The sequence below is a fragment of the Verrucomicrobiia bacterium genome, from assembly GCA_035495615.1.
Classification (GTDB): Bacteria; Omnitrophota; Omnitrophia; order Omnitrophales; family Aquincolibacteriaceae; genus DATJFP01.
Genome location: DATJFP010000036.1, coordinates 26863 through 50821, shown reverse-complemented (window position 1 = coordinate 50821; position 23959 = coordinate 26863). Strand labels below are relative to the sequence as shown.

At 58.7% G+C, this 23959-nt stretch carries 25 protein-coding genes; all 25 read right to left on the bottom strand.

Annotated elements, in window-relative coordinates; translation table 11 throughout:
• Complete coding sequence (locus VL688_04765) at nucleotides 1–438, bottom strand: CBS domain-containing protein (protein HTL47356.1); 438 nt, start codon at nucleotides 436–438, stop codon at nucleotides 1–3.
• Between the two features lie 72 nt (nucleotides 439–510).
• Complete coding sequence (locus tag VL688_04760; GenBank protein ID HTL47355.1) at nucleotides 511–738, bottom strand: ribbon-helix-helix domain-containing protein; 228 nt, start codon at nucleotides 736–738, stop codon at nucleotides 511–513.
• 137 nt (nucleotides 739–875) lie between these two features.
• On the bottom strand, nucleotides 876–1133 hold the full coding sequence (gene grxC, locus VL688_04755) for a glutaredoxin 3 (protein HTL47354.1): 258 nt from the start codon (nucleotides 1131–1133) through the stop codon (nucleotides 876–878).
• The gene (locus tag VL688_04750) at nucleotides 1133–2335 is read right to left on the bottom strand and encodes a 4-hydroxy-3-methylbut-2-enyl diphosphate reductase (GenBank protein HTL47353.1); all 1203 of its coding nucleotides are present in this window, start codon (nucleotides 2333–2335) and stop codon (nucleotides 1133–1135) included. Before VL688_04750 ends, grxC begins: the two co-directional genes overlap by 1 nt.
• A 1-nt stretch (nucleotide 2336) precedes the next feature.
• Nucleotides 2337–3356, bottom strand: a complete 1020-nt coding sequence (locus tag VL688_04745) for a deaminase (protein HTL47352.1) — start codon at nucleotides 3354–3356, stop codon at nucleotides 2337–2339.
• A gap of 155 nt (nucleotides 3357–3511) precedes the next feature.
• A complete protein-coding gene (locus VL688_04740) occupies nucleotides 3512–4144 on the bottom strand; it encodes a hypothetical protein (protein HTL47351.1) in 633 nt (210 codons plus the stop codon).
• A gap of 53 nt (nucleotides 4145–4197) precedes the next feature.
• Nucleotides 4198–4512 carry a ferredoxin family protein gene (locus VL688_04735; GenBank protein ID HTL47350.1) on the bottom strand — a complete coding sequence of 105 codons (315 nt, stop codon included), beginning with the start codon at nucleotides 4510–4512 and terminating at the stop codon, nucleotides 4198–4200.
• Nucleotides 4513–4616: 104 nt separating this feature from the next.
• On the bottom strand, nucleotides 4617–5351 hold the full coding sequence (locus VL688_04730) for a M48 family metalloprotease (protein ID HTL47349.1): 735 nt from the start codon (nucleotides 5349–5351) through the stop codon (nucleotides 4617–4619).
• Between the two features lie 79 nt (nucleotides 5352–5430).
• A complete protein-coding gene (locus VL688_04725; GenBank protein HTL47348.1) occupies nucleotides 5431–6048 on the bottom strand; it encodes an HAD family phosphatase in 618 nt (205 codons plus the stop codon).
• Nucleotides 6045–7037, bottom strand: a complete 993-nt coding sequence (locus VL688_04720) for a hypothetical protein (protein HTL47347.1) — start codon at nucleotides 7035–7037, stop codon at nucleotides 6045–6047. Before VL688_04720 ends, VL688_04725 begins: the two co-directional genes overlap by 4 nt.
• 96 nt (nucleotides 7038–7133) lie before the next feature.
• The gene (locus VL688_04715) at nucleotides 7134–7928 is read right to left on the bottom strand and encodes an arginine deiminase-related protein (protein HTL47346.1); all 795 of its coding nucleotides are present in this window, start codon (nucleotides 7926–7928) and stop codon (nucleotides 7134–7136) included.
• On the bottom strand, nucleotides 7918–8871 hold the full coding sequence (locus VL688_04710; protein HTL47345.1) for a 2-dehydropantoate 2-reductase: 954 nt from the start codon (nucleotides 8869–8871) through the stop codon (nucleotides 7918–7920). Before VL688_04710 ends, VL688_04715 begins: the two co-directional genes overlap by 11 nt.
• Nucleotides 8872–9753, bottom strand: a complete 882-nt coding sequence (gene era / locus VL688_04705; GenBank protein HTL47344.1) for a GTPase Era — start codon at nucleotides 9751–9753, stop codon at nucleotides 8872–8874.
• Nucleotides 9743–10969 (bottom strand): DUF748 domain-containing protein, encoded by a 1227-nt coding sequence (locus VL688_04700; protein ID HTL47343.1) that lies wholly within the window; start codon nucleotides 10967–10969, stop codon nucleotides 9743–9745. Before VL688_04700 ends, era begins: the two co-directional genes overlap by 11 nt.
• The gene (locus VL688_04695) at nucleotides 10966–12231 is read right to left on the bottom strand and encodes a Glu/Leu/Phe/Val dehydrogenase dimerization domain-containing protein (protein HTL47342.1); all 1266 of its coding nucleotides are present in this window, start codon (nucleotides 12229–12231) and stop codon (nucleotides 10966–10968) included. Before VL688_04695 ends, VL688_04700 begins: the two co-directional genes overlap by 4 nt.
• A complete protein-coding gene (locus VL688_04690) occupies nucleotides 12228–13364 on the bottom strand; it encodes an aminotransferase class V-fold PLP-dependent enzyme (protein ID HTL47341.1) in 1137 nt (378 codons plus the stop codon). The genes VL688_04695 and VL688_04690 overlap by 4 nt, the downstream gene beginning before the upstream one ends.
• Before the next feature lie 26 nt (nucleotides 13365–13390).
• Nucleotides 13391–14539: a molybdopterin-synthase adenylyltransferase MoeB gene (moeB, locus tag VL688_04685; protein HTL47340.1), complete on the bottom strand. Its 1149-nt coding sequence runs from the start codon at nucleotides 14537–14539 to the stop codon at nucleotides 13391–13393.
• A gap of 12 nt (nucleotides 14540–14551) precedes the next feature.
• A complete protein-coding gene (locus VL688_04680) occupies nucleotides 14552–15514 on the bottom strand; it encodes an aldo/keto reductase (GenBank protein HTL47339.1) in 963 nt (320 codons plus the stop codon).
• Between the two features lie 17 nt (nucleotides 15515–15531).
• A complete protein-coding gene (locus VL688_04675) occupies nucleotides 15532–16581 on the bottom strand; it encodes a tagatose 1,6-diphosphate aldolase (protein ID HTL47338.1) in 1050 nt (349 codons plus the stop codon).
• Nucleotides 16582–16667: 86 nt separating this feature from the next.
• Nucleotides 16668–16991, bottom strand: a complete 324-nt coding sequence (trxA, locus tag VL688_04670; protein HTL47337.1) for a thioredoxin — start codon at nucleotides 16989–16991, stop codon at nucleotides 16668–16670.
• A 151-nt stretch (nucleotides 16992–17142) separates the two neighbouring features.
• A complete protein-coding gene (locus tag VL688_04665) occupies nucleotides 17143–17508 on the bottom strand; it encodes a response regulator (GenBank protein ID HTL47336.1) in 366 nt (121 codons plus the stop codon).
• A gap of 13 nt (nucleotides 17509–17521) precedes the next feature.
• A complete protein-coding gene (locus tag VL688_04660) occupies nucleotides 17522–19957 on the bottom strand; it encodes an ATP-binding protein (GenBank protein HTL47335.1) in 2436 nt (811 codons plus the stop codon).
• Between the two features lie 19 nt (nucleotides 19958–19976).
• Nucleotides 19977–20819 (bottom strand): response regulator, encoded by an 843-nt coding sequence (locus VL688_04655; GenBank protein ID HTL47334.1) that lies wholly within the window; start codon nucleotides 20817–20819, stop codon nucleotides 19977–19979.
• 4 nt (nucleotides 20820–20823) lie between these two features.
• On the bottom strand, nucleotides 20824–21216 hold the full coding sequence (locus tag VL688_04650; GenBank protein ID HTL47333.1) for a response regulator: 393 nt from the start codon (nucleotides 21214–21216) through the stop codon (nucleotides 20824–20826).
• 65 nt (nucleotides 21217–21281) lie between these two features.
• A complete protein-coding gene (locus VL688_04645; protein HTL47332.1) occupies nucleotides 21282–23900 on the bottom strand; it encodes an ATP-binding protein in 2619 nt (872 codons plus the stop codon).
• Nucleotides 23901–23959: the final 59 nt, after the last annotated feature.

Here is a 23959-nt window from a genome sequence, read left to right as displayed (position 1 = left end):
TTACATTACGGGTCCGTAAATAAATTCTTTCAACGTCTGGATCTGGTCTTCCGAATCCTGCAAGAGCGACTTCACGATGTCGCCGATCGAAACAATGCCCTGCAGCGCTCCGTCTTTCATCACCGGCACGTGCCGTATCCGGCTGTGCGTCATGACATTCATGATGGTCTGAATGTCGTCTTCCGGCCGTCCCACGATCACCTTGCGTGTCATCAGGCGGCTCACGGGAAGGTCCTGAAAACCCTCGCCGTTTTCATGGCCGCCGCGAAGGATATCCCTTTCGGAAATAATCCCCGCGACTCTTGCGTTGCCGTCGAGCACGACCAGCGCCCCGATGTTACGGCCGACCAGAAGCTCCACGGCCTCGCGTACGGTCTGGCTTTTGCTCACGGTCCAAACAGCATTCCCTTTGACGCCCAAAATATCTTTCAGTGTCATAGAACGGCCCTCCGTTGATGACACCCGGCCTGCTGCCCGACCTGGTTAACCTTCCTGCCGGATGGGTTAAACTCAGAAAGTCTTTTCAGACGCGGAGCTGCCTGAAGCGACCAAGCTGGCATCTTCCTGGTAAATCCGCTCGGCCAGCGCTAACTTCTTTTCCCGCTGATCGTAATGGTCGACAAGAAGCTCGATGGCCTGATGGCAGAGGCGCGATTTGGGGATCCGTGTCTTCTGGGCAAGTTCGTCCAGTTTTTTGAGGACGGCCTCGTCAAGTTTTGTGGCGAAAGGCTTCAGCATAAGTGGTCCATTTGTAAGACGTTTACTTAAAAAATAGGGGCCTTATAATAGCAACGCCCCCTCCTGAGATCAAGACAATTCTAGACTAAAGGCGCGCAGGGGCGGCGTTCTAAATCCTTGAAATTTCATGGGATAGGTTAGCCCCGGACTTTCTCTTCGAGCTTGCCCTGGCGGTCCAGCGCCACGAGGTCGTCGCAGCCGCCGATGAATTCCTCACCGATGAAAATCATGGGCACCGTCGTCCATCCGGTCTGGCTTGAGATCTTCTCTCTTTGTTCGGGATCGTTCGTGAGGTCGACTTCTTTGAAGGCGATGCTCTTTTGCTTGAGCACGCTTTTCGCGCGCGAGCAATACGGACAGAATTGGGTCGTGTACACCGTGACGGATTTGGCCATCATGCTCCTTCGGGCGAAACGTTCGCCACCTGCAGGATACGCTCCATTACTTCTTCGATGACTTTGTTCGGCGTAGAAGCGCCGGCCGTGATGCCGAGCTTCACCGGGCCTTCCGGCAGCCAGTTGCGCGTTTCAATGATGTCTTTGCTCATCACCTTCTTGTGCTGGAGGAGGTCCGCGGAAAGGATGCATTCGGCGTCTTTGATGTGATACGCCGGGCAAAAGCCGAGCGAGATCTCGACGAGATGCCCGGTGTTGCTCGAATTGTAGCCGCCGACGACGACCATGAGATCCACGTCTTCGCGCACGAGCCGGAGCACCGCGTCCTGGCGGTCCTGCGTCGCGGAACAGATTGTGTCGAAGTGGCGGAAGCGGCGGCAGGTCTCTTCCACGCCGCAGACTTCGGTCATGGACTGCTGGAGCATGTTCGCGATCTCGAGCGATTCGCTGGAGAGCATCGTGGTCTGGTTCGCGCAGCCGATGTGCTGCAGGTCCGCCGCGGGATCAAAGCCCGGCGAAAGCGCGCGCTCGAATTCGCGCATGAATTCTTCGCGGCCGAACTTCCCGCGGATGAAATCGCAGACCTTCTGCGCCTGTTCCTTGTCGCGCACGATCACGTATTTTTTGGCGCGCGAACTTGTCGCCAGTGTCTCTTCGTGGTCGTATTTGCCGTGGATGACGGCCGTGAAGCCGTCGCGGCTGTAGGATTCCACGCGCTTCCAAACGCTCATCACCGACCCGCAGGTCGTGTCGACGAGCACGCATCCCCTTTTCTGGAGATGCTCGAGCTCGATCATGGGATTGCCGAAGGCCGGGATCAGCACCACGTCCTGCGGCGTGAGGTCGTTGATTGTCACGCCGTCCGCGGGGTCCTGGGCCAGAAACTGGATGCCGAGCTCCTGCAGCTTCGCGTTCACGCGCGGATTGTGGATGATTTCGTTGGTGAGGAAAATGCGGCGGTCCGGAAATTTCGCCTTGGTCTCGTAAGCGTAGTCGATGGCGCGGTCCACGCCGTAGCAGAAGCCGAACTCCTGGGCCAGGCAGATCGTGAGCCGGCCGGCTTCCAGCCGGAAATTCTGCGTCTTGATGCGGTCGATCAGCGGGCTGTCGTAGGTGGCTTTGAGCTGGGGCAGGATGTCTTTCTTGAGCCCGAAGCTCTTGCGGATGATGCCCGCACTTTTGGCCGCTTCGTCCTTGATCATATCAAAACGCTCCCGAAGCGGAATTGACGGCAAGCTGCTTCACGCCGACGCCCGCCTGCTGCAAAAGCGCCAGCGACGTATCGCTCATCGGATAACTCACGTTGTAGACGACCTCGTGGATGCCGGCGTTGATGATCATTTTCGTGCACATCAGGCACGGGGAAAACGTCGTGTAGAGCACCGAGCCCTTGATGTTCACGCCGTGGTAGGCCGACTGCACGATCGCGTTTTCTTCCGCGTGCGAACAGTAGCATTCTTCCAGCGCCTGGCCGGACGTCCCGATCGTGTTGCAGCGCGGGCATCCGCCCTCGGAACAGTTTTTCACGCCGCGCGGCGTGCCATTGTAACCCGTGGAAATGATGCGCTTGTCTTTGGCGATGACGGCCGCGACCTTGCGCTTGATGCAATTAGAGCGGAGCGCCACGACTTTTGCGATGCCCATGAAGTAATCGTCCCAGTTCGGCCGCATTTCTTTTTTGGAAAATTCCAGAAGGATTTCGCGCACGCGTTCATGCAGCGCCTTCAGCGGGCCCGTGTTGTCCACGACCACGTCGGCCATGGAGATCGTGCGGTCGAGCTGCTGATGGCTTGTGTTCTGGCTGGCGGATTCTTTCTGCTCGAGCTCGAGAAACTGTTCGTAAGTCAGGGGGTCGCTTTCGCGTTTGCGCTGGCGCAGGCGTTCAAAGCGGAGTTTTTCCGGCGCGCGAACGCTGGCCAGGATAAAATCCGCCCGGCGCCGCAGGACCTGGACTTCGGAAGGATGCCGGACCGAATCAATGACATAATGTTTTTCGGGATCCAGCTTCATGATGACCTTTTCGGCCAGTACGCCGGGCCCCCTCTCTTCCCGCAGCCGGTTGCCCAGTTCCACGAGGATGTCCCGGGTGACTTCTTTGCCTTCCCGGGCGGCTTCTTCGCGCAGCATGTCGGAAAGGGAATAATAAGCATAGCCCCGTTCCTGGAGGAATTTGGCCACCTCGCCCTTGCCTGCCCCGTTTTTACCCGTAAGACCGATAATCATGGGCCTCATGATAGCGGAACAACCATAAACGGGCAAGGGGCATGGGGAGCGGGGATTATGTCAGCATGGACGGGGACAGGTCTTTAGATCTGTCCCCCTAGGCCCAGAATGCAGGAGGCCTATTGAAGGCATGGAAGCGTTTGCAGGCACACGGGCTATTTTTTTCCTCGCGTGGACTGCATCAGGCCCTCGGCCTGGGGAGGAAGAAAGCCCGCGTAGCCGCGGTGGCGCTCGGTGAGCTCGAGGACCGTATACGGCTTGCCCTCGCGCTGTTCGGGTTCGGAAAAAATCTGGCGGAGGTCCGCGCCCCGGTCGCCCACGATGCTGCCGGCAAAAGGCACGTTCTGCTTCTCGAGATAAAAAACCGCGGATTCGATGTCGTCGACGAGAATCGCCACGTGATGCAGGCCTTTGTCGCCGAAAGTCTTCACCCATTCGGGAATCAGGGACCCTTTTCCGCGCGGCAAATCATACGCCTGGTCGATGAAAATCGCGGGGTACCCCGCCTTGCGGTAGACCTTCGCCCACCAGGTGTCGTACTCGATCACGCCGAGCTTGGCATCGTACTCGTAGCCGAAAGGCAAAAATTCCCTGGCCCGGCCGTCGACGTTCAGCGTGCGGAACGTGATGTGGTCCACGATGGGACGGAAGCCGATGCCGATGCACTTGAGGCCCTGGGAGACCACGCGCGCGGCGCGGTTATGCGTGATGAATTCTTCGATGTACTGGCGGAGGAGTTTTTCGAGAGGGTCCTGCGATCCGGAGTCTAAAAGATTGGCGTTTGGCATAGGGCCCCGCTTGATCTCATGGCTTGAACCGGCCTCCGGCCTCTCGGACGAAATTAATTGACCAGCTTGTTGCCCGGTTTGCGGGGAGGATCGTCTTTCGCACGTTCCGGCACTTTGGGGTGTTCTTTATAGGCCGGAGAGAGCTCGGCATTGATCTTGGCCCATTCGGGGCTGTAATCCTCAGATTCCACGATGGCCCCGATCGGACATTCGGGAAGGCAGGCGCCGCAGGTAATGCAGATAGCGGGATCGATCACCATGAATTCTTCGCCGTTATAATCGCCGGGATAAATGCAGTCAACCGGACACACGGCCACGCAGGAAGCATAACGTTCGCCCAAACATTTTTCGATGATTACATACGCCATAACGGCTCCTTTCGTCCAAAAAAGATAAGTTCGGTGCTGAATTCCCGGTTAGTTTAATGGCTCCCCCTTTTAACGTCAATACCTTCGATAAGTTAAGGGAAAAATCAGACGGCGTCTTTATAACGGCCCGCTTTTTCAAGACGGGCGAGGCGCGCTTCCAGGCGGGGATGCGTCCCTTTCAGCCGGAAAAATCCGCCGCCGGGGCAAGGGTCCAGAGGCGGCAAATGCGCCAGGTCTTCCCGCAGTGCCGGATTCGGAAACCGCCGGTTCCGCGCTTCCATTTTTTTGAGCGCGCCCGCGAGATAAAGCGGATGGCCGGACCAGGCAAGAGACGCCTCATCCGCCCTTTCTTCGCGGTTCCGGGGAACCAGCGCATGACGCACCAGCGCGCGGAACGGAAAGAGCAGGGCCTCGGCCAGGAGGACTAAAGGATGGCGGTCCGGGTTTCCTCCCTCGCCTGAGGCGGCCACGGTCCAGCGCACGATTGCGGCCATCCTGGAAAGTAACGCCAGCCCGGCCGCGGCAATCGCCGACCGGGACACGTCGCCCCGGACAATGTGAGCGGCTTCATGGGCAAGGAGCCCTTCAAATTCTTCGCGGTTGAGGATTTCGAAAAGCCCCTGCGAGAGCGCGATCACATGGCCGCGCGGGCCGCGTACGGTGAACGCATATCCGCCGGCGCTTGCGATCACGTAAAGACCCGGAACCGGAATCCCGGCGCGCCGGCAAATTTTTTCGAGGATGACTCGGACCTCCGGCGCCTGTTCGGGAAGGATGAACTGCCCGGGAACCATGGCCAGGATCAGGCGGCCCGCGCAGGAGGAAACAAATGCGGTCATCCATCCATTGTAGGCGGACGGACGCCGCGCTGATTTTTAAAACGCGAAAAAAAGAAAGGAAGCCCGGAATCCGGACCGATTAAATTTTGACGCCGAGCTTTTTCAGGTCGCGGATGAGCTGCTTCTTGCTGCGGAAGATGATGCCGTTCATGCCCGCCTCTTTCGCGCCCTTGATGAATTCGCGCTTATCGTCCACGAACACGGTCTCTTCCGGCTTGTAGCCGATCTTGGCCAGGACGCGCTCGTAAATGATGACATCCGGCTTGCGCGCGCCGACCTCGTGGGAAGGGTAGGTCTTTTTGAAGTGGCGGAGAATTTTAAAATTCTTTTTGATGTGATCGAAATGCATTTTGTTCGTGTTCGAGATCAGATAAAGCGGATACCGCTTCGACAGGTCGGCCAGAAGATCGTCCATGCCTTCGTTTTCCCAGAAGATGTCGTTCCAGTAATGCTTGAACGTCTTGAAATCGACAGGCATTTTGAGGACCTCGCGCGCGTGCTCGTAAAACTGGCGGCAGGTAATTTCGCCGCGCGTGTACGCCTTTTCGGTCTTGGAAGTGAAGAAATGGGTCCAGGCCCGGGTCACGGAGACCTTGCATTCCTTGGAAAAGCGCAGCGCGGAGCGCCGGGCGTCGAAGTTGAGCAGCACGTTGCCGAGGTCGAAGATCACGGTTTTGATTTCGGGTTTTGATTTCATACGATCCTTACCTTTTCGAATTGTTCATCACTTGTGGGTTCGGTAACAGAAACGGTTTCGAGGGCTGCGCCGCATTCGGCCTGCACCCGCGCCTCTTCCGGGAAAGGCTTGCGGGAAAAACGCAGGATGAGCGCGGCCGCCTCTTTCAAATTTTCACGGGCTTCGGGCCCCACGACGAGCGCGGCCGGTCCTTCGAAATTCTGCGGCGTCATGAGCACCGTGCCTTCGGGATGCAGGTATTCAAAATACTGGTTTTGCTCTTCGTTGCGCCCCAGGATCACGCGCGAGCGCGGCGACAAACGAAAATGCCTCCCCATTTTCAGGATCTCGAATTCCCAGCGCTGGTAATCGTCGGCATGCTCGAAGATGTCGCGTACTTTTTGCGCAAATTCCGGCGCCACGAGCGAACAGCCCGACGAAGGCGCCGGCGGATTCATGATGCCGTAGCGCTTGGCGATCGCGATAAGCCGCACGCGTGAACGGCCCTGAAGCCCAAGCATCTTCGCGCGATCGAGCATGCCTTCCTTTTCCGGCCGCGTGACCGGCAGGCGCTTGGCTGAAAGCGGCCGCACGATCAGCCCTTCGAGCCCCGAGTCCGCTTCGATCGTGACGAAATCGCTCATCTTCTGGGACATGGGGCGCTGGTTCAGGACTTCGCCGGTCACGAGAAACGATGCGCCTGTCTGCGCCATGTATTTTTTGGCCAGGTCGAACATGTAAATGCGGCAATCCACGCACGGGTTGATGCCGCGGCCATGCCCGTATTTCGGGCTGCGGACGAGGTTCAGGTAATCGTCGCCCACCTTCAGCACCGCGAAGTCGACGCCGAGATCATGCGCGGCCTGACGCGCGTCGTCCTTGCAGCAGCCGAACATGGTCTGGATGTTCAGGGCATGCACTTCGATCCCCTGCTCGCGCATCAGGCAGATGGCCAGCATGGAATCGAGCCCTCCCGAAAGAAGCGCCACGGCTTTTTTGTTGAGTTCCATACCTTGCCTTTAAGGCCGGCGCGCATCCCACCGGCCTTGTGCATTCGAACCTGTGGGGACAGGTCTAAAGACCTGTCCCCGTCCATTTCGAGGAATTTAGATTTTCAAGACGAGGCACTTGGCCGCGCCGCCGGCTTTCATGAATTCGGAAAAGTCGAGAGGATACACGCGAAAGCCCCGCTTTTCAAGCTCGGCCGTCGTCTGCGGGCATCCGTCCGGCATCACGACGTCGGTGCCGAGCACCACGGCATTGCACGCAAAGCGCACGGCCTCGTTTTCCGGAACCTGGATCGGGTCCGAAACATTTTCCCAAAGGACGAGCTGCGCGTACGGCTCGAAGGCCGGGAAATAAACCAGCGCGGACTTTTCGTTGAGCGGCGCGAAGCACGTATCCAGATGATAAAAGCGTTCGTCGCAAAGCTCGAGCGCAAAGTAGGTCAGGTTCAGATGGCCGGACACGGCGTCATGCGCTTCGACATCCGAACGGAAATGAAACCCCGTGTACAAATCCTTGCCCATCATGAGCGCATCGCCTTCGCCTTCGAAACACAGCGGACGGCCGATCGTCTTCACTTTGTAGCCCTTTTTCTTGAACCACTTCTCGAAATACGGCTCCTCGCCTTTTCTTTCCTTGTGCCGGAAATTGCTGCGCACAAAAAGCCGTTTGTGCACGATGCCGCCGTTCGCGGTGAAGACAAGGTCCGGCAGCCCGCGCACGGGCTCCAGCAGCTCCACCTTCACCTTCAGCGTGCCGGTCAGGAGATTGTAATAATCCTGCCACTGCTTTTGCGCGGCTTCCTGGTGGACGCGGCGCTCGATGCTCATCCACGGATTGATTTCGTAAGCCACCTCGAAATAATCGGGCGGGCACATGAGCAGGTTAAACGCCATGCGGCCTTTCTTTGATGCCCGCCTGCTTTTCGCGGATCGCCTTCCAGAGGTACTCATTGACGGGCGCGGCCTTGCCGGTTTTGCGGGCCATGCGCACGACCGCGCCGCTCAGGGCTTCGATCTCCGTGCGCTTGCCGTTCCGCAGGTCCTGAAGCATGGAAGGGTGGTGATGGTAGGTGCTGGGCACGAGCTTTCCGTAAAATAATTTCCGGTACGCGGCCTCATTCGGAGGATTCATGACAACCCTTCCGGCGCGCGCCACGCGGTAAACTTCGGCAATGATCTCGTCCATGAGCGAGCGCGTCAGTCCGTGGTCGCCAAGAAAACCATAATTTGATCCGAGAAGCGACGCAAGCGGGTTCAGCGCGCAGTTGTAGACGAGCTTCGCCCACAGCACGCTCTGGATGTCCGCGGCCGGCACGCTCGGAAGGCCCGCGCGGTCGAACATGGCTGCGATTTTTTTCGCGCGCGGCGTTATTTTTTTCAATGAGGCTTCGCCCACGGCCGTAGGTTTGGCAATCACCGTCACCTCAAGATCGGCCGGCCCCTTCATCACGACGCCGAAAATAACGCGCGCCCCAAGGACGCGGTCCGCAGGCAGATGGCGCCGCAGGATTTCCAGGTTTCCCACGCCGTTCTGAAGCGACACAACGGCGGTGTTGGGCCCGAGAAGATTTCGGAGCCGGCGCGCGGCCTTTTCCGTGTCGTAGGATTTGACGGTAAGAAGGATCAGGTCATAATCGCGGCCCAGCGCACGCGGATCCGTCGCGGTTTTCAGCCGGCGGAAAACGTGCCGTCCCCAGATGCCGCCCACGCGCAGGCCCCGCCGCCGCACCGCTTCCATGTGAGGTTTGCGGCCGAGCAGCGTCACGTCATGGCGCGGCGAAAGAAAACCGCCGAACGTCATGCCGATGGATCCGGCGCCGAAAACAAGGATCTTCATTTATTGGTACCCCAGCTGGCGGAGCGAGGAAGCGTCCCGCTTCCAATGCTCCATGGTCTTGACCCACAATTTCAGGAAAACCCTTTTCCCCAGAAAATTTTCCACGTCCAGGCGCGCGGCCTGCCCGATCTCTTTCATCTTGGTGCCCTGCTTGCCGATCAGGATCGCTTTCTGCGATTCTTTTTCCACGACGAACGTGGCATAGACTTCCACGACCCCGTCTTCGCGCTCCTTGTAGTCGTCGATCATGAGCGCGGTGTCGTAGGGCACTTCCTGGCCGGTCATGAGATAAATTTTCTCGCGGATGAGTTCCCCTACGATGAACCGCACGTTCTGGTCCGAGAGCTGGTCTTCGGGAAACATCGGCTCGCCTTCCGGAAGATGCTCGAGCGTTTTTTGCACGAGCAGATCCACCTGCGTGCCCTGCTTGGCCGAGATCGGGATGAGCTCCTTGAAGTCATGCAGCTTGGAATAGGCCTCGAGCGCCGGAAGCACATCCGGCTTGGGAAACTTGTCCACCTGGTTGACGAGGAGAAAAACCGGAAGCCCGGATTTTTTCAAAAGCTCCACAAGGCGGTATTCGGCCGCCTCGGGCCGCAGAGGCAGCACCATCCAGTAGATCAGGTCGGAATCTTCGAGCGACTGTTCGACTTCGTGCAGCATCCATTCCCCGAGCCTGTCCGCGGGCTTGTGGAACCCGGGCGTGTCCAGGTACACGATCTGGCCTTCCTTGCGCGAGACGATGCCGCGCGTGACGCCGCGCGTCGTCTGCGGCTTGGGCGAAACGCCCGCGAGTTTCTCGCCGACCAGAGAATTAAGCAGCGTGGATTTGCCGACGTTCGGCTTTCCGATGATAGAAACAAAGCCGCATTTACGTTCCATTCGATTCCCCTTCTTTCGGTTCCGCTTCTTTTTTCACGACAAACGAAGTAATCTTTTCCAGACCGCCGGTCAGCTTCTCCTGCGTGCCGACGACGGTTTCGGTGACAGCCTTGCCCGTCTTTTCCGCCAGGATGACCGGGGCGACCGTGAGCGCGCGGATGCCGGACTGCATCTTATGGCTCAACGATTCCTGGAACGCGCGGCCGAAGGCGCGGTTAAATTCGAACTCCGGCTCACGGATGTCTCCGGACACCGGGATCTTCAGGTGGATCTCTTTTTGGCTTTGCAAAAACGCCAGCGCGGCGGTATACGGCACGCCGAGGAAGAGCTCGGCGGGCTTGCCGCCGGGCATCACGCTCAATTCATAAAGCCGGAGCATGGTCTGCGTCTTGATCTGGCGGTCCATGCAGATCATGCGGATGGCCAGATCGAATTTTCCGTCCTGCACCTGGATCGGATATTCTTTCCAAAACCGGCGGTATTCGTTAATTTTGCCGCCCTTGGCATAACCGGTCAAATCAAAACTCACGTGCTTGGTCGCGAAATTCGCGTCGCCGTCGATCTCGAGAGTAGAAGGGCCGTCGGCGCCCATGATTCCCTTGACGTGAACCTTCTGGTGGAGATCGGTCGGCGAATCCGTGGGCCAATGAAATCCGTCGAGGCTGCCGTCCAGCCTGTCGAACACGTACCTGTTTTCGTGGTCCGCCCGCGTCCTGTCGTCGAAAATGAAGGTGCTGTTATGGAACTCGATCTTCGCGATGTCCACGATCCAGGACGGACTTTCTTCCGGCCCTTCGGGCTTATCGTCATTGCGGTCACGGATGTGATGCACCCACTTCCTGATATTGCTCCACTTGTCGTCCGGAAATTGCTGGCGCTCGATCAGGAAGAAAAGATCCTGAAACGTGACCTTCGAAATCAGAACCTTGTGCTGCAGAAGCCCGAGAAAATCCAGGGAAAAATCAAGCGACTTGGCCCACAGGTGCGGCGTTTCGGAAAATCCGGGAGGATTGCGGATTTCGAAGCCGGACACGTGCACGCGTCCGGTAATGATGTTCATTTGCAGCGCCTCGATCCGGACGGGACATCCGAACAAATTGGCCAGCAGCCTTTCGAGATAAGGGTCCACCGCCTTGCCGACGAGATTATCGACGCAAACCGTAAAAGCAACGGCGAGCGCGCAGAAAAACAAAAAGCGGCGTCGGGCAAGCGTCATGTTCCGCGCAGCCGTTCCGCCTCGGCGACGCGGCCGACACCCAGGATGAACGAGGCGATGCGGTAGGACACCTTGTGTTTGCGCGAAAACTGTTTCATGTCCTGGTAGGCCTTGGTCAGGATTTTTTTCAGCTCCAGGTTGATGTGATATTTTTCCCACGAATACTGCTGGATGTTCTGAACCCACTCGAAATACGACACGATGACGCCGCCGGCATTGGCCAGGATGTCCGGGATCACGACCACGCCTTTCTCCGCGAAAATATCGTCCGCGTCCGGATTCGTCGGGCCATTGGCGCCTTCCAGGATCACGCGCGCGCGTACTTTTTTGGCGTTGGTCTTGTCGAGGACGTTGCCGAGCGCCGCGGGAATCAGGATATCGCATTTAGCCGCGAGCAATTCTTCGTTGGTCATGACGTCGGCCTCGGGATAATCGGTCAGGAGACCGCCCTTGGCCGCGTGATTGAGAAGGTCCGGGATATCGAGTCCTTTGGGATTGTGAAGCCCGCCTTCCTTGCCGGACACCGCGGTGATCTTCACGCCTTTTTCCCAAAGAAGCCTTGCCGCGTGCGAACCCACATTGCCGAAACCCTGGACCGCGCAGGTGGCGCGCGAGAGCGAGAGCTTCAGGTCTTCGCACAGCATTTCCGCGATCAGGCTGACACCGCGGCCCGTCGCCTCTTCCCTTTCCTTCATGCCGCCGAGCGCAGGCGGCTTGCCCGTCACCACCGCGGGCGTGTGGCCGTGCGTAATCGAGTATTCGTCCATGATCCACGCCATGACCTGGGAATTCGTGCCCACATCCGGGGCCGGGATGTCGTGGTAAGGCCCGATCACGCTCTGGATATTATTAATGTAGGATCGCGTAAGCGTCTGCAGCTCGCGGGGCGAGAGTTTTTCCGGCGCGCAGCGCACGCCGCCCTTGGCTCCGCCGAACGGGATGTTGACGAGCGCCGTCTTCCAGCTCATGAGCGACGACAGCGCGCGCACGTCGTCGAGATCGGTTTCGGGATGGTAACGGATGCCGCCCTTGTACGGGCCGCGCGCGGCACTGTGCTGCACGCGGTAGCCTTCGAAGATCCGCAGTTCGCCGTTGTCCATCCGGACCGGCACGATCACCTGGATCTCGCGCCAGGGGGTTTTCAGCAGCGTGCGCATGGGCGCGTTGTAGCCGAGGAAATCAAAGGCCTTTTCCAGGTAGAAATTCACGGACTCGAACGCGCTGAATGCCTTGCTCTTTGAGACGGCTGCTTTTTTTTTCATACGGCCTTTCTTTTCGCCCCTTGCTTGTCCCGGCATTGGGCGAGGGTTTTCACGAAAAATTCGATTTCTTCCATGGAATTGTAGAAATGCGGCGCAAGCCGGAGGCCGCCGCCGCGCACGGTCGTAAAAATTCCGCTCCCCAGCAGCCGGCGCCACACCGGTTCGGGATTTTCCACGCCCACGATCACGATGCCGGACCGGTGCTTTCTTTCCAGCGAGGAAAGGATGCGGAACCCCTTCCTTTGCAACTGTTCAACGGCAAAATCGGTCAATTCCAGTACCCGTTCCTCGATTTTCCGCATGCCGATGCCGGACAGATAATCGATCGCGGCGGTCACGGCGAAAATCGTGGAAAAGCTCGAGCACCCGAACTCGTAGCGCGCCGCCTCGGCCCGCGCCCGCGTGTTTCGGTTGTCCATTTTATCCGAGTCGACAACGCTCCGCCAGCCGAGGGAAGCGGGCTTGTATTTCTTCAGCCATTTCCGGCGCACGTACAGGAGGCCGCCGCCGTAGCCGGCCATCAGCCACTTGTAGCTGTTCGTGCAAAGAAAATCCGCGTTCCATTTTTTGACGTCCACGGGCAGCACGCCGAAACCCTGCGTCGCGTTCACGGCGAGAAAGCGATTCCCCTTCATTTTGCCGAGCGCTTCGAGGTCCTGCCGAAAACCGGTGGCGTATTGAACGTAACTCGTAAGGATTGTTTTGACGCCGGGAAGAACCTTTTTGATTTCCGCCGGCATGACGCCCGGGCCTTTTGGCGTCTGGAAGACCATGCGCGCCTTGCGCCACAGCCAAGGCAGCGTGGACGACGGGAATTCGCTCGTGCTCGCGAGGACTTTGCCTTCGCCCGCGGCCATGTCGGCAATGTAGTTCATGCCCTGCGACGTGCTCTGGATGAAGGCGACTTCGTCCGGGTCTGCATTAATGAAACGCGCCGCTTTTTCGCGCGCTTCATCCAGTTGGCGCGTCCAGCGAGGCCAGGCAAAGTCCGCCTCGCGGGCGTTTTCTTCGAGGTGCTGTTTGATGCGGGAAGCGACGGGAGCGGGAACCGGGCCGCCGGCGGCGTGGTCCAAGTAGACAGAGCGGCGCGCATTGGGGAAGTCTTTGCGGATTTTCTTCCAGAATGACGCCATAAAAGTTGTCCGGTACGGGAAGAAGTTTAGTAACGCGCGACGGCCGGGTCGACTTTTTCCGACCACTGGTCGATGCCGCCCGCGACGTTCTTCAGCTTCTTGAAGCCCCTGGATTGAAGCATCTGCAGCGCGCGGCGGCTGCGGCCGCCATGATGGCAATGCGCCACGATTTCCTTGTTCTTGTAGGCTTCGAGTTCCGGGAGGTGGTCCTGCAGCGTTCCGAGCGGCATGAGTTTCGCCCCCTGGATGCTCGCAATTTGATACTCGAAAGGTTCGCGCACGTCGATCAGCAGGAAATCGCCCTTGGCATCGATCTTGGCCTTGAGCTCGACCACGCTGATTTCGTCGATCGAGTCCTGCGCTCCGCCGCGTCCCAGGCCGCAGAACTGTTCGTAGTCGATGAGCTGGGTGATCGTCGGGTTCTTGCCGCACACGGGGCAGTTGGGATCTTTTTTCAATTTGAGCTCGCGGAAGGTCATCTGCAGCGCGTCGTAAACGAGCAGGCGCCCGACCAGCGTGCGTCCGATGCCGACGAGGAGCTTCACGGCTTCGGTCGCCTGGATGAGTCCGATGACGCCCGGAAGAATGCCCAGCACGCCGCCTTCGGCGCAGCTCGGGACCATGCCCGGAGGAGGCGGTTCCGGATACAGGCAGCGGTAGCACGGGCCTTCGTCGGATTTAAAAACCGTGGCGAGCCCGTCAAAACGGAAAATGGAACCGTAGATGTTCGGCTTATTAAGGAATACGCAGGCATCGCTCGTGAGATAACGCGTCGGGAAATTGTCCGTGCCGTCGATGACGAGGTCGTAGTCCTTGATGATGTCGAGCGCATTCTCGGAAGTGATTTTCACCGGATACTTCACGATTTTCGTGTCCGGGTTCATGGCCTTGATGCGCTTTTCCGCGGATTCAATCTTCGGCGTGCCGATGGAATCGTTCGTGTGGATGATCTGGCGCTGAAGGTTGGAAAGGTCGACCTTGTCGAAATCCACAAGGCCCAGCGTGCCCACGCCGGCCGCGGCAAGGTAAAGGCCGATCGGCGAACCCAGGCCGCCGGAACCGATGAGCAGCACTTTGGACGCGAGCAGTTTCTTCTGCCCGGGCTCCCCGATCTCGGGAAGGATGAAGTGCCGGCTGTAACGCGTGAGCTGTTCGGAACTGAAATCAAAATTCATCGTTTTTGTCCTTTAGCAAGGATTGAGGCCTTTCGAAAAAATTTCTTCCTTCTTGTAAAGCTCGCGAAGCTGGTGCGATTCCTGGATCCGGAGCATCGGGTCTTCCGACGCCAGCAGGTTTTCCAGGACCTGTTCGCGCCGCTTCGCGCCCGGGATCACGGTCGAAACCGCGTCGAAATCCAGCACGAATTCCAGCGCCGCGCGGACAAGCGACAGCCGCCGCGTCGCCAGGATACTTTTCAGCTTCTCGATCTTCTGCGTGTCGATCTCAAGCTTGTCCTTGTGCCAGCGCCGCCGGTGGTCGCCCTTGGCGAACTCGTGGCTCGGACCGTACTTTCCGGTCAGATAACCGCAGGCCAGCGGCTCTCGCGCGATAATGCCGACGTTCGCGGCCTTGGCCTTGTCAAAAACGTTTTCGGCCATGCGCTGATCGATCAAATTGAAGATCAGCTGCACCGTGTCCACGCGCGGGTCTTTCAAAGCAGCCAAAGCCTCGTCCTCGCGGTGCACCGAGATCCCGATGAAGCGGATCTTGCCTTCCTTGCGCAGCTTATCCAGCTCGCCGACCGCCTCGCCTTTCGCGATTTCGTCCAGGCAGGGGTTGTGGAGCTGATGCACGTCAATCGCGTCCACTTCCAGGCGCTTCAGGCTCTGCTCACAGGCGAAACGGATATGCTCGGGGGTGAAATTCTTGCGGACGGGCTCGTGATAAAAATCCCAGCCGGCCTTGCTGGCCACAATGACCTTGTCCCGGGGCTTGGACTTCAAAAATCGCGCGATCAGCTTTTCGCTGTGGCCGTCACCGTAGGTGTCAGCCGTGTCGAAAAAGTTGACGCCATGTTCCCACGCCGTTTCCAGCGCGGCCATCGACTCGTCGTCCACGGTAGCGCCGTACCCCTGGCCGCCGATGGCCCAGGAGCCGAAGCCGACTTCCGATACCTCGAGCTGGGTCTTGCCCAGTTTCCGGTACTTCATCCGGTCGCAAAAACGGCTTAAGCGCGCGCCGTTTCGAGCGTCTTGCCCACGGCCTGGACCTTGTCGCGCCCGCCGTACACGTCGTACCAGCCGGTCGCGGACTTGTCGAGCACCGCGTTCAGGGCCTTGATGTTCTTCACGCCCTGATCGAGAAGCCACGCTTCGAAAGCCTTGGCCCCTTCTTTCGCATAAACCGGGATGCCGTTCTTCCAGGTGGCACGGCCGCAAAGCACGCCGTTGTATCGCACGCCGGATTCGGCCGCAAGCTCGAGGCTTTCGCGGAATTCATCGTCATCCACGCCCGCGCTCAAATAAATGAAGGGCTTCTTGGTGACCTGCGCCGTCTTTTTGAAAGACGCGACGGCTTCGGCCTTGGAGTAGGCCTTCTGTCCCTTGAAGGACTTGGTGCCTTCGACGAACTTCATATTAATAGGCATCTCGACCTTCAGCACGTCGATCTGATACTTTGCCTTGGAAAATTCTTCCATGCTCTTGGCCACGATTTCCGGCTTCTGCTTCGCATATTCGAGCGTGTTCACGTCGCCGCCCGCGGGATCGTAACCCACGAATTCGAAGAAGAACGGGATGTCGCGGTCCGCGCACTCGGCGCCGATGCGCTCGGTCCACGCATGCTTATGGTCGTTGATCGGCTTCGGATCGAAAGGCGTGTAATAAAGAAGGATCTTGATCGCGTCCGCGCCCGCTTCCTGCAGCGAACGGACGGTCTCGACTTCCAGAAGGTCCGGAAGGCGTCCGGGCTTCGTGTTGTCGTAGCCGCTGTTTTCATACGCGAGAAGCACGCCGGCGTTCTTCGAACGGGCTTTCACCGCGGGCAGGCCGAATTCGGGATCCAGCAGGATCGCAGTGGCATGCGGCGTCAGCACCTTCGTGACGAGCGTTTTGAATTCCTGCATCATGGCGTCGGTGATCTGCTTGTCTTCCACGCCCTTGGCCTTGGCCAGGCTCTTGCGCAGGGAACCGCGCTGGTCCATGGCGGCGGCGGCAATTACGCCCCGGTCATTGGAAAGCGCTTCGAGCCCTTTTAATTTTCCTTCAGTCATTTTCATTGGAACTTCTCCTTTGCTTGAATTAAAAAATCAAAGACACTGTGTGTTCCGTTTTTTCAGGGGACCGCCCCGGGGAAACCGGAAGATTAAATGACGGAGTCGATGGCTTTCTGGATTTTTTCCTGGGACTGAAAGCCCACGAGCTGGGAGGCGACTTCCCCTCCCTTGAAGATGATCATGGTCGGGATGCCCTGAATGCCATATTTCTGGGGGACGCTGCTGTTTTCGTCCACGTTCAGCTTGCCCACGACGAGCTTGCCTTCGTTCGCCTCGGCGATACGCTCGATCACCGGACCCAGCATGCGGCAGGGACCGCACCATTCCGCCCAGAAATCCACGAGCACGGGCTGGGAGGAACCCAGCACTTCGGTGTCAAAATTGGCCTCGGTAAAAGTTTTTTCGCGTCCCATAACGTCTCCGACTCAGGTTTAAGGGGGTATTTATTGCCTTGTCCCTTCAGGGGAACTTCCTGGAAAAGGAAGGATTAATATAACTCAGGGGGATGCCCTTTGTCCACGTTCGTTTTCCTCCCAACAAGGCGGGAGGCAGTTTGTTTCGGGACTATTCCTTGAGAAGGTACTTGATGGTTTCCAGGAGCTGTTCCGGCTGGAAAGGCTTGGCGATATAGGCGTCCGCCCCGTATTCGCGCCCGGTCTGCTTGTCCGCGGCCTGGGTCTTGGCCGAAAAGAGAATGATGGGGACCTCTTTCCACTTCGGATCGGATTTGAGCTTCTGGCAGACTTTGTAGCCGTCGAGTTTGGGCAGCATGATGTCCAGGAGGATGAGGTCCGGCTTTTCGCGGTAGACCGCGTCGAGGGCCGACTCGCCGTCGTAGGCCGGAATCACTTCGTAATTGTGCGCCTTGAGGCGCGCGGACACGACTTTTACGATGTTCGGTTCGTCGTCGGTCAGTAGGATTTTTTTCATCTCTCGACTCCGTTCATGCGGCGGACAGAAGCGACAAAAGCTCCTCGCCTGTTGCCCCGTCCTCGGGATAATTCGCGATGCGGAAATCCAGGCCGGCCTTCGCGCCTTTCTTGCCCGCGTTTTCCAGAGCGGATGCAAACTCCGTCCGGATTTTCGAAGCTATCTTTTCGATTTCTTTTTTATCCGCGCCGGAGAAGACGGCAAAAACGCTCTCGCCTTCCCGCAGCACCTGGTCGGCCTGGCTGTGCGTGACGGCGCGGATCACGTCTTCAAGGAGCGCTCCCGCGGTCTTTTCCCTGGCGCTGCCGGCGGACTCGCCGAAGCGAAGGTCTCTCAGCGTGAACGAAACTACGCAAAGCGCGCTTCTCTCGTTCATGGCCGCGCGGAGTTCCCGGGTAAGCTGGTCCTGGAAAAGTTTCTGGGGGGTGTCTTTCGGCAGGCTGAAAAAGAACCGCGTTCCCTGGCCGGGAATGCTTTCCACGCCGATCCTGCCGTGGTGCATTTCCACGATTCCCTTGGCGATCGACAGCCCGAGGCCCGTGCCCTTTTCCCCGCTGGAGGCCGCTCCGCCGAACTGCTGGAATTTCCGGAACACCCTTTCCATATCCTGCTCGGAAATGCCCCGGCCCGTATCGCGCACCGAGCAGATGATCATGTCTTCGCCGTCTTCGATGGAGATCTCGACCGACCCTTGTTCCGTGAATTTCATGGCGTTGCCGACGAGGTTGGTGAACACCTGGACGATTTTATCTTTATCCACGTACATTTCAACGGGCTTCTTGGGAAACCGCGTCTTGAGTTCCAGCTTCTTGGATTTCGCGTGCTGCGCGAACGCCTCCGCCACGCCGGCGGCGATGTCGGACAGGTTCACGTGGACGCGCTTCATCTCCATTTTTCCCGCCTCGATCTTGGAAACGTCGAGCAGGTTGTTGATGATGCGTCCCAGACGGTCGATGTCTTTGAGCGCCATGGACAGAAAGGACTTCTGTTCCGCCGTCGTCGGCCCGAGGATTTCGTCGATGACGAGCGAAACGCCTTCGCGGATCACGGTGAGCGGTGTGCGCAGCTCATGAGAGGCCAGGCTGATGAATTCGGTCTTCATCCGGTCGATTTCCTTTTCTTTGGAAATGTCGCGGAAGATCTCGATCGCACCCATGATTTTGTTTTCGCGCACGATCGGAGAGACCGTGATGGCCGCGGGAAACCGCGTGCCGTCCTTGCGCACGAAATAGGCGATGGCCAGCACTTTTTTACCGCGCGCGAGCGACAGCGGGATCGGGCTCTGCTCCGGCGGCACCGCGTTGCCGTCCTCATCTTCGTGCGCCATGACCACGCTGAAGGTTTTCCCGAGCATGTCCGCGGCCTTCACGCCCAGCATGACCTCCGCCTGTTTGTTGGCCTTGATGATTTTTCCCTGCGGGTCGGTCGCGATCATGCCGTCGCCGATGCTGGCCAGGATGGCTTCGTCTTTCGCCCGCTCCTCGTCCACTTCGGACTTGGCATGCTCCAGGTCTTCCAGCACGTTCAGCATCGCGGCCTTGGACATTTCGAGGATCTTGTTCTGTTCCTCGATCTCTTCCACCTTGTGCCCGAGCTCGCTCGTCTTCTCGAGCACCTTGTCTTCGAGGCCCGCATACGATTCCTTGAGCTTGCGCGTCATGTCGTTGAAGGCCGAGGCCAGATGCCCGATCTCATCGCGGGAAAGAATCTCGATCGAGTGGTTCAGGTCGCCCTTACCGATGACCTCCGCGCCCTGCTTCAGCGCGCGGATGGGCGCGAGAATGCTGCGCGAAACATACAGGCCGAGGCAGATACCCAGAATGAGCGCCAGCGTGCTGATGACCCAAAGCCGCTGGATGGCATTTTCAACCAGATGGTGGGTGTTCATCACCGCGCCGTCGACCTGGCTCGAGGTCAGCTGCAGGGACTCGCCGTACTGCTTGCCGCGCCGCTCGATGTAATCTTCCAGGCCGCGCCGGTACTCGCCTTTCGAGCGCCAGTAATCCGCGGTCTCGAGGATCTGCATGGCCTCCGGCTTCATGCCCTTATCCATGGACGCGAGCGCCTGGTACTCGAGATTAACGAATGTAAGCTTGGCCTGCTGCATGGCCGAAAATATTTTTTTGTCTTCTTCATCGCCTTTCTCGATGGCTTCCCGGATCGCGGCATCAAGGCGCGGCTCGAATTCCTTGTAGCGGTACTTGTACTGCCGGCCGCCGGTGTAAACATAATCCCGCGCGGATTCGGTGAGGATCTGGTCGTAGTGGCGGATCTTCTGGGCGAGAGCATCCAGGTGCGACGTGCTTTCGATTTTGCGCAGGCCCTGGGGAATATCGAACGTGAGCGGTTCGAGCACGCGTTTGAGCTCGAGGAACGAGGAAAAACCCACGCAGCCAACGAGCACCGCCATCGCGAGAAAGGCCATCACCAGTTTTGTTCCGAGCTTCATGACACTGTTTCCTGCGTTGTTAGGCTGCTTCCTTGCCTTGCGGTCCCTGGGACTCGAGCCGCCTGACCTGTTCCTTGAGTTCCTTCATTTTGATTTCACGCCCGATCATGACGCGGTTCATGCGCTCGACTTCCACCGTGCGCCGTTTCAGCGCCTCGACCGCGCGCTTTCTTTCCGTGACGTCGACGAGCGTGCTGTGAATCACGCGCGCCTCGGGGATATACCAGACGTGCTGCTCGTAAATGGATTCGCCGAGCTCGAGCTCGCGCACGGCCACGTCTTTCCGGTCTTTCTGCAGCGCCTCGATCAAGGCCGGCAGGCCGCTCAAAAAAGGATGGTCGCTTTTTTCCAAAAGCTCCGGAAACGCGTGCCGGCCCGCGGGATTGAGGTAAAGGACTTTGCCCTGGAAGCTGCTTTCGAAAATCGCGTTCGGATTTTTCCAGGCAAACGACGCAAGCCGCGCCAGCTCCCGCTCGACTTTTTTGCGTTCCATGGCCAGCCGGATCACGAGCGGCAGGCTGGCGGAACTCCCGGCAGCCTTGACGAAGAAATCCTGCGCGCCTTCCTGCACGGCCTGCAGCGCGAGCGTCCCGTTTTCCACGACGTTCATAGCGATGATCGGAGTGGCGGGCGAAGCCTCATGCACGCGCGTGACGGCCTGGAGGCCCCGGCCGTCCGGCAGCGAAAGGTCGAGAAGCACCACGCGGATGTCGCCCTGAGCCAGGCGTTCGAGGCCTTCGGAGAGCAGTCCTTTTTCCACGACTTCGAAATGGGTGTCTTTGGAGGCGGCGAGCTGCTGCCGGACCAGGCGGACGTCTCCCGGATCGTCCTCGATCAAAAGCACCGGCACGGCATTTTCCATGAGATCAAACCTCGTCTTCTTTTTTTCCGTTGAACGCCCCTTTGATGGATTCCAGAAGGTCGGCGACAAAAGGCTTATTGATGACGTCCTCGGCGCCCGCGCGGAGGCCCTTGGTCAAGAAATCTTCCGCCTGCGAGGCCGTGAACATGATGACCGGCACGTGCGCGGTGGCGTGGTCTTTTTTGAGAAGCTGGCAGACTTCGTAGCCGTCCATGCCGGGCATGGACACGTCGAGCAGGATGAGGTCCGGCTGGAAGGTCTTCGCTTTCTCGAGCGCTTCCTTGCCATTCAGCGCGGTCTCGACGACGAACGAATGCGATTTAAGCCGGTTCATCATGATCTTGACGATCGTGGGCTCGTCGTCCACGAACAGGATTTTTTTGCCTTTGAGATTCATATTCTCCTCACTTTATCCCCTCTCCTTTATCCTCTCCCCTTTGGGGAGAGGGAAGGGTGAGGGGTTCATGCCGTTTTCCGGAAATCGCCGTTTTCGGCGGGGCCTTCTTCGATGAAATGCTTGATCTTGGATTTCATGGCCTCTGAAATTCCGACGAATTGGAATCCGACCAGATAGCGGTCGGGCTTGCCGTCCCGCTGTACCCAGACAACGACGGCCTTCGACCTTACGGTGCCGTTTTTCAAAGGCAGCCTCAGCTCGACCTGCTTGACAGCACCGATGCGGTAAGGCACGGCTGCGTACAGCTTGAAGCCGCCTTGTCCCAGATTCACGGTTTCCGATTCGGCCCATTCCCCGGCGTCGTCCTGGATCGTGACCGCCACGCGGCACGGCAGGCGCATTGAGCCGCGGCGCTCGGGCGCGGAGATGTGCGAAGATTCCGAGGGCCGCGCTTTCGACAGCAGGTTCTCGCTCGTGTCCGCGTCTTCCGGATAAGTCGAAATGCCGAAGGCGATCTCGAAGTCGGACGAGCGGCCCGCGGCATGCGTCTTCACGAATTCTTCAAGCGAGGCCTTGAGCCGCTCGCCGAGCTCCACGGCCTTTTTCTTGTTCATGCCCGGCAGCACGACCATGCTCTCGTCGAACCCGTTCAGGAAGATGTCGCCGATGCCGTTCAACAGGCGCCGCTGGATCCATTTGGAGAACGGCTTCAAGATTTCATACACGCGCCGCGGGTCGGCCTTACCGGCACGGGCGTGCTCGGTCAGCTTCAGCACCATGACGGAAAGGTTCGGCGCCTGCTGCCCGAGCTCTTCCAGCCCCTGATCGATGTTTTTCTGCGCCACGGAATCTTTTTGCAGTCGCGGCAGCGTAAAATAAAAGCAGCTTCCCTCGCCCTGCTGGGACTCGACGCCGATCTGGCCGTCGTGCATCTCGACGAGATTCTTGCAGATCGCAAGGCCCAGGCCCGTGCCCTTGATGCCGGGCCCGGCCGTGCGTCCGACCTGCACGAATTTGTTGAAAAGTTTCGGGAGATTTTCTTCATTGATGCCGATGCCCGTGTCCCGCACGTTCACCTGGATCTCTTTCGCGCGGTTTTGGACATGCACCGTGATGCGCCCATTGTCGGGCGTGAATTTGTAGGCGTTGGTGAGCAGGTTCGTGAGCACCTGCTTGACCTTGTCGGAATCGCAGAAGACATCTGCCATTTCTTCCGGGAGGTCCACAGCCAGATCGATGCTCTTGTTCTTCATCAAGCTCTGGTACGCGAACACGGTCTGCTCCACCAGCTCCTTCAGGTCCACCCAGGCTTTTTTCAGTATGACTTTGCCGGCCTCGATCTTGGAAATGTCCAGCAGGTCATTGATGATCGCGGCCAGGCGGTCCACCTCTTCCAGCGCGATCCCGAGGAATTCCTTCTGGTCCGCGTTGATCGGGCCCAGGATTTCTTCGGAGACCTGCGCCACGCCTTCGCGGATGGACGTGAGCGGCGTGCGCAGTTCGTGCGACACCGTGGAAATGAATTCCGTTTTCGTCTTGTCGATTTCTTTTTCGCGGGTGATGTCGCGAAAGATCACGATGACGCCCGCGGCCTTGCCGTCGAAGAGAACGGGCGACGCCAGGATCTGCAGGGCCACCATGTTGGCGCCCTCGCCGTAACTTGCAGTGATCGCGTTTCTCCTTCCGGTCATGAGCGCGATGGTGGTCGGCCGCCTGTCCGCGGGAATAAGCCGGCCTTTTTCGTCGCAGAGCGGCACCTGTTCCAGGAGCGGCTGCCCGATGATGTCCACCGGATGCCAGTGGAAGGTCGCGATCGCCTGCTTGTTGGCCAGCACAATCCTTCCTTCCTTGTCTGTCACGACAAGCCCTTCGCCGATGCTGGCAAGAATCGCTTCGGCCTTTGCCTTTTCCTGCGCGATCCTCTGGTTCGCGGCCTCGAGGTCCCGCGTGTAGGCCCTGCGGTCGGTGATGTCCGCGCCCAGCACCAGGACTTCGCTCTGGCTGCCGAACGCCTCGCTGAGCGGATTCAGCGTGAATCCCAAAAGGCCGACTTCCCCGTCCGGCTTCCGGTATTTCACGTCCTCGACCTTCACCGACTTTTTCGTCTGCATGCATTCCTTGATCCCTTTCAAGAGCAGCGGCAGATCCCATGCGATCGTGCATTCCGAAAAAGGCCGGTGCACGATCTGGTGCGCGGGAATCCCGAATGTTTTTTCCGCGACCTGGTTCCAGTACGTGACCGTGCCGTCGCGGCGGATGCCGATGAGAATGGACGTGATCGAGGCGAGGAATTGCTCATTGCGGCGGTGCGCCCTCTGAATGTCGGTCTCGGTCCTTTTCTGAAGGCGCTTTTTCTGTTCCATTTTCAAGACGGCCTGGATTTTGCGCGCGAGCGCGCCCGGGCTGAACTCCTTTCCGGACAGATAATCTTTCGCGCCTGCGCGCAGGAGCGCCATGCCCTGTCCCTGGGCCGAGCCCGCGGTCACGCAGATGACGGGCATGCGGAAACATTTGCCGCAGAGATCGAGGAGAAGTTTGCGCGCCGCGGCGGGTTTTTTACGGGCGTCCAGAATGCAAAGGTCGTACTGCGTGTGGTCGAGCTGCTTCAGGGCCTGCTTGCTCGAAAGGATGCAGTCCACGGCCAGCGAAAGGAAAGACAATTCCTGAGGCAGGCACTTTTTCATCCTCAGGCCTTCCTCTTTGGGAAAACCCACCATTAAGATAAGAGTGGAATTACGTTTCA

Bases quoted from the DNA above. Each gene is read 5' to 3' on its own strand.
- grxC (HTL47354.1), bottom strand. From the start codon at position 1,133: ATGGCCAAATCCGTCACGGTGTACACGACCCAATTCTGTCCGTATTGC.
- VL688_04690 (HTL47341.1), bottom strand. From the start codon at position 13,364: ATGGCGTCATTCTGGAAGAAAATCCGCAAAGACTTCCCCAATGCGCGC.
- VL688_04710 (HTL47345.1), bottom strand. From the start codon at position 8,871: ATGAAGATCCTTGTTTTCGGCGCCGGATCCATCGGCATGACGTTCGGC.
- VL688_04765 (HTL47356.1), bottom strand. From the start codon at position 438: ATGACACTGAAAGATATTTTGGGCGTCAAAGGGAATGCTGTTTGGACC.
- VL688_04750 (HTL47353.1), bottom strand. From the start codon at position 2,335: ATGATCAAGGACGAAGCGGCCAAAAGTGCGGGCATCATCCGCAAGAGC.
- VL688_04680 (HTL47339.1), bottom strand. From the start codon at position 15,514: ATGAAGTACCGGAAACTGGGCAAGACCCAGCTCGAGGTATCGGAAGTC.
- trxA (HTL47337.1), bottom strand. From the start codon at position 16,991: ATGGGACGCGAAAAAACTTTTACCGAGGCCAATTTTGACACCGAAGTG.
- VL688_04645 (HTL47332.1), bottom strand. From the start codon at position 23,900: ATGAAAAAGTGCCTGCCTCAGGAATTGTCTTTCCTTTCGCTGGCCGTG.
- VL688_04665 (HTL47336.1), bottom strand. From the start codon at position 17,508: ATGAAAAAAATCCTACTGACCGACGACGAACCGAACATCGTAAAAGTC.
- VL688_04675 (HTL47338.1), bottom strand. From the start codon at position 16,581: ATGAAAATGACTGAAGGAAAATTAAAAGGGCTCGAAGCGCTTTCCAAT.
- VL688_04730 (HTL47349.1), bottom strand. From the start codon at position 5,351: ATGACCGCATTTGTTTCCTCCTGCGCGGGCCGCCTGATCCTGGCCATG.
- VL688_04735 (HTL47350.1), bottom strand. From the start codon at position 4,512: ATGGCGTATGTAATCATCGAAAAATGTTTGGGCGAACGTTATGCTTCC.
- VL688_04655 (HTL47334.1), bottom strand. From the start codon at position 20,819: ATGGAAAATGCCGTGCCGGTGCTTTTGATCGAGGACGATCCGGGAGAC.
- VL688_04700 (HTL47343.1), bottom strand. From the start codon at position 10,969: ATGACGCTTGCCCGACGCCGCTTTTTGTTTTTCTGCGCGCTCGCCGTT.
- VL688_04725 (HTL47348.1), bottom strand. From the start codon at position 6,048: ATGAAATCAAAACCCGAAATCAAAACCGTGATCTTCGACCTCGGCAAC.
- VL688_04740 (HTL47351.1), bottom strand. From the start codon at position 4,144: ATGCCAAACGCCAATCTTTTAGACTCCGGATCGCAGGACCCTCTCGAA.
- VL688_04715 (HTL47346.1), bottom strand. From the start codon at position 7,928: ATGGCGTTTAACCTGCTCATGTGCCCGCCCGATTATTTCGAGGTGGCT.
- VL688_04760 (HTL47355.1), bottom strand. From the start codon at position 738: ATGCTGAAGCCTTTCGCCACAAAACTTGACGAGGCCGTCCTCAAAAAA.
- VL688_04660 (HTL47335.1), bottom strand. From the start codon at position 19,957: ATGAAGCTCGGAACAAAACTGGTGATGGCCTTTCTCGCGATGGCGGTG.
- VL688_04745 (HTL47352.1), bottom strand. From the start codon at position 3,356: ATGATTATCGGTCTTACGGGTAAAAACGGGGCAGGCAAGGGCGAGGTG.
- moeB (HTL47340.1), bottom strand. From the start codon at position 14,539: ATGAATTTTGATTTCAGTTCCGAACAGCTCACGCGTTACAGCCGGCAC.
- VL688_04720 (HTL47347.1), bottom strand. From the start codon at position 7,037: ATGGAACTCAACAAAAAAGCCGTGGCGCTTCTTTCGGGAGGGCTCGAT.
- era (HTL47344.1), bottom strand. From the start codon at position 9,753: ATGGAACGTAAATGCGGCTTTGTTTCTATCATCGGAAAGCCGAACGTC.
- VL688_04695 (HTL47342.1), bottom strand. From the start codon at position 12,231: ATGAAAAAAAAAGCAGCCGTCTCAAAGAGCAAGGCATTCAGCGCGTTC.
- VL688_04650 (HTL47333.1), bottom strand. From the start codon at position 21,216: ATGAATCTCAAAGGCAAAAAAATCCTGTTCGTGGACGACGAGCCCACG.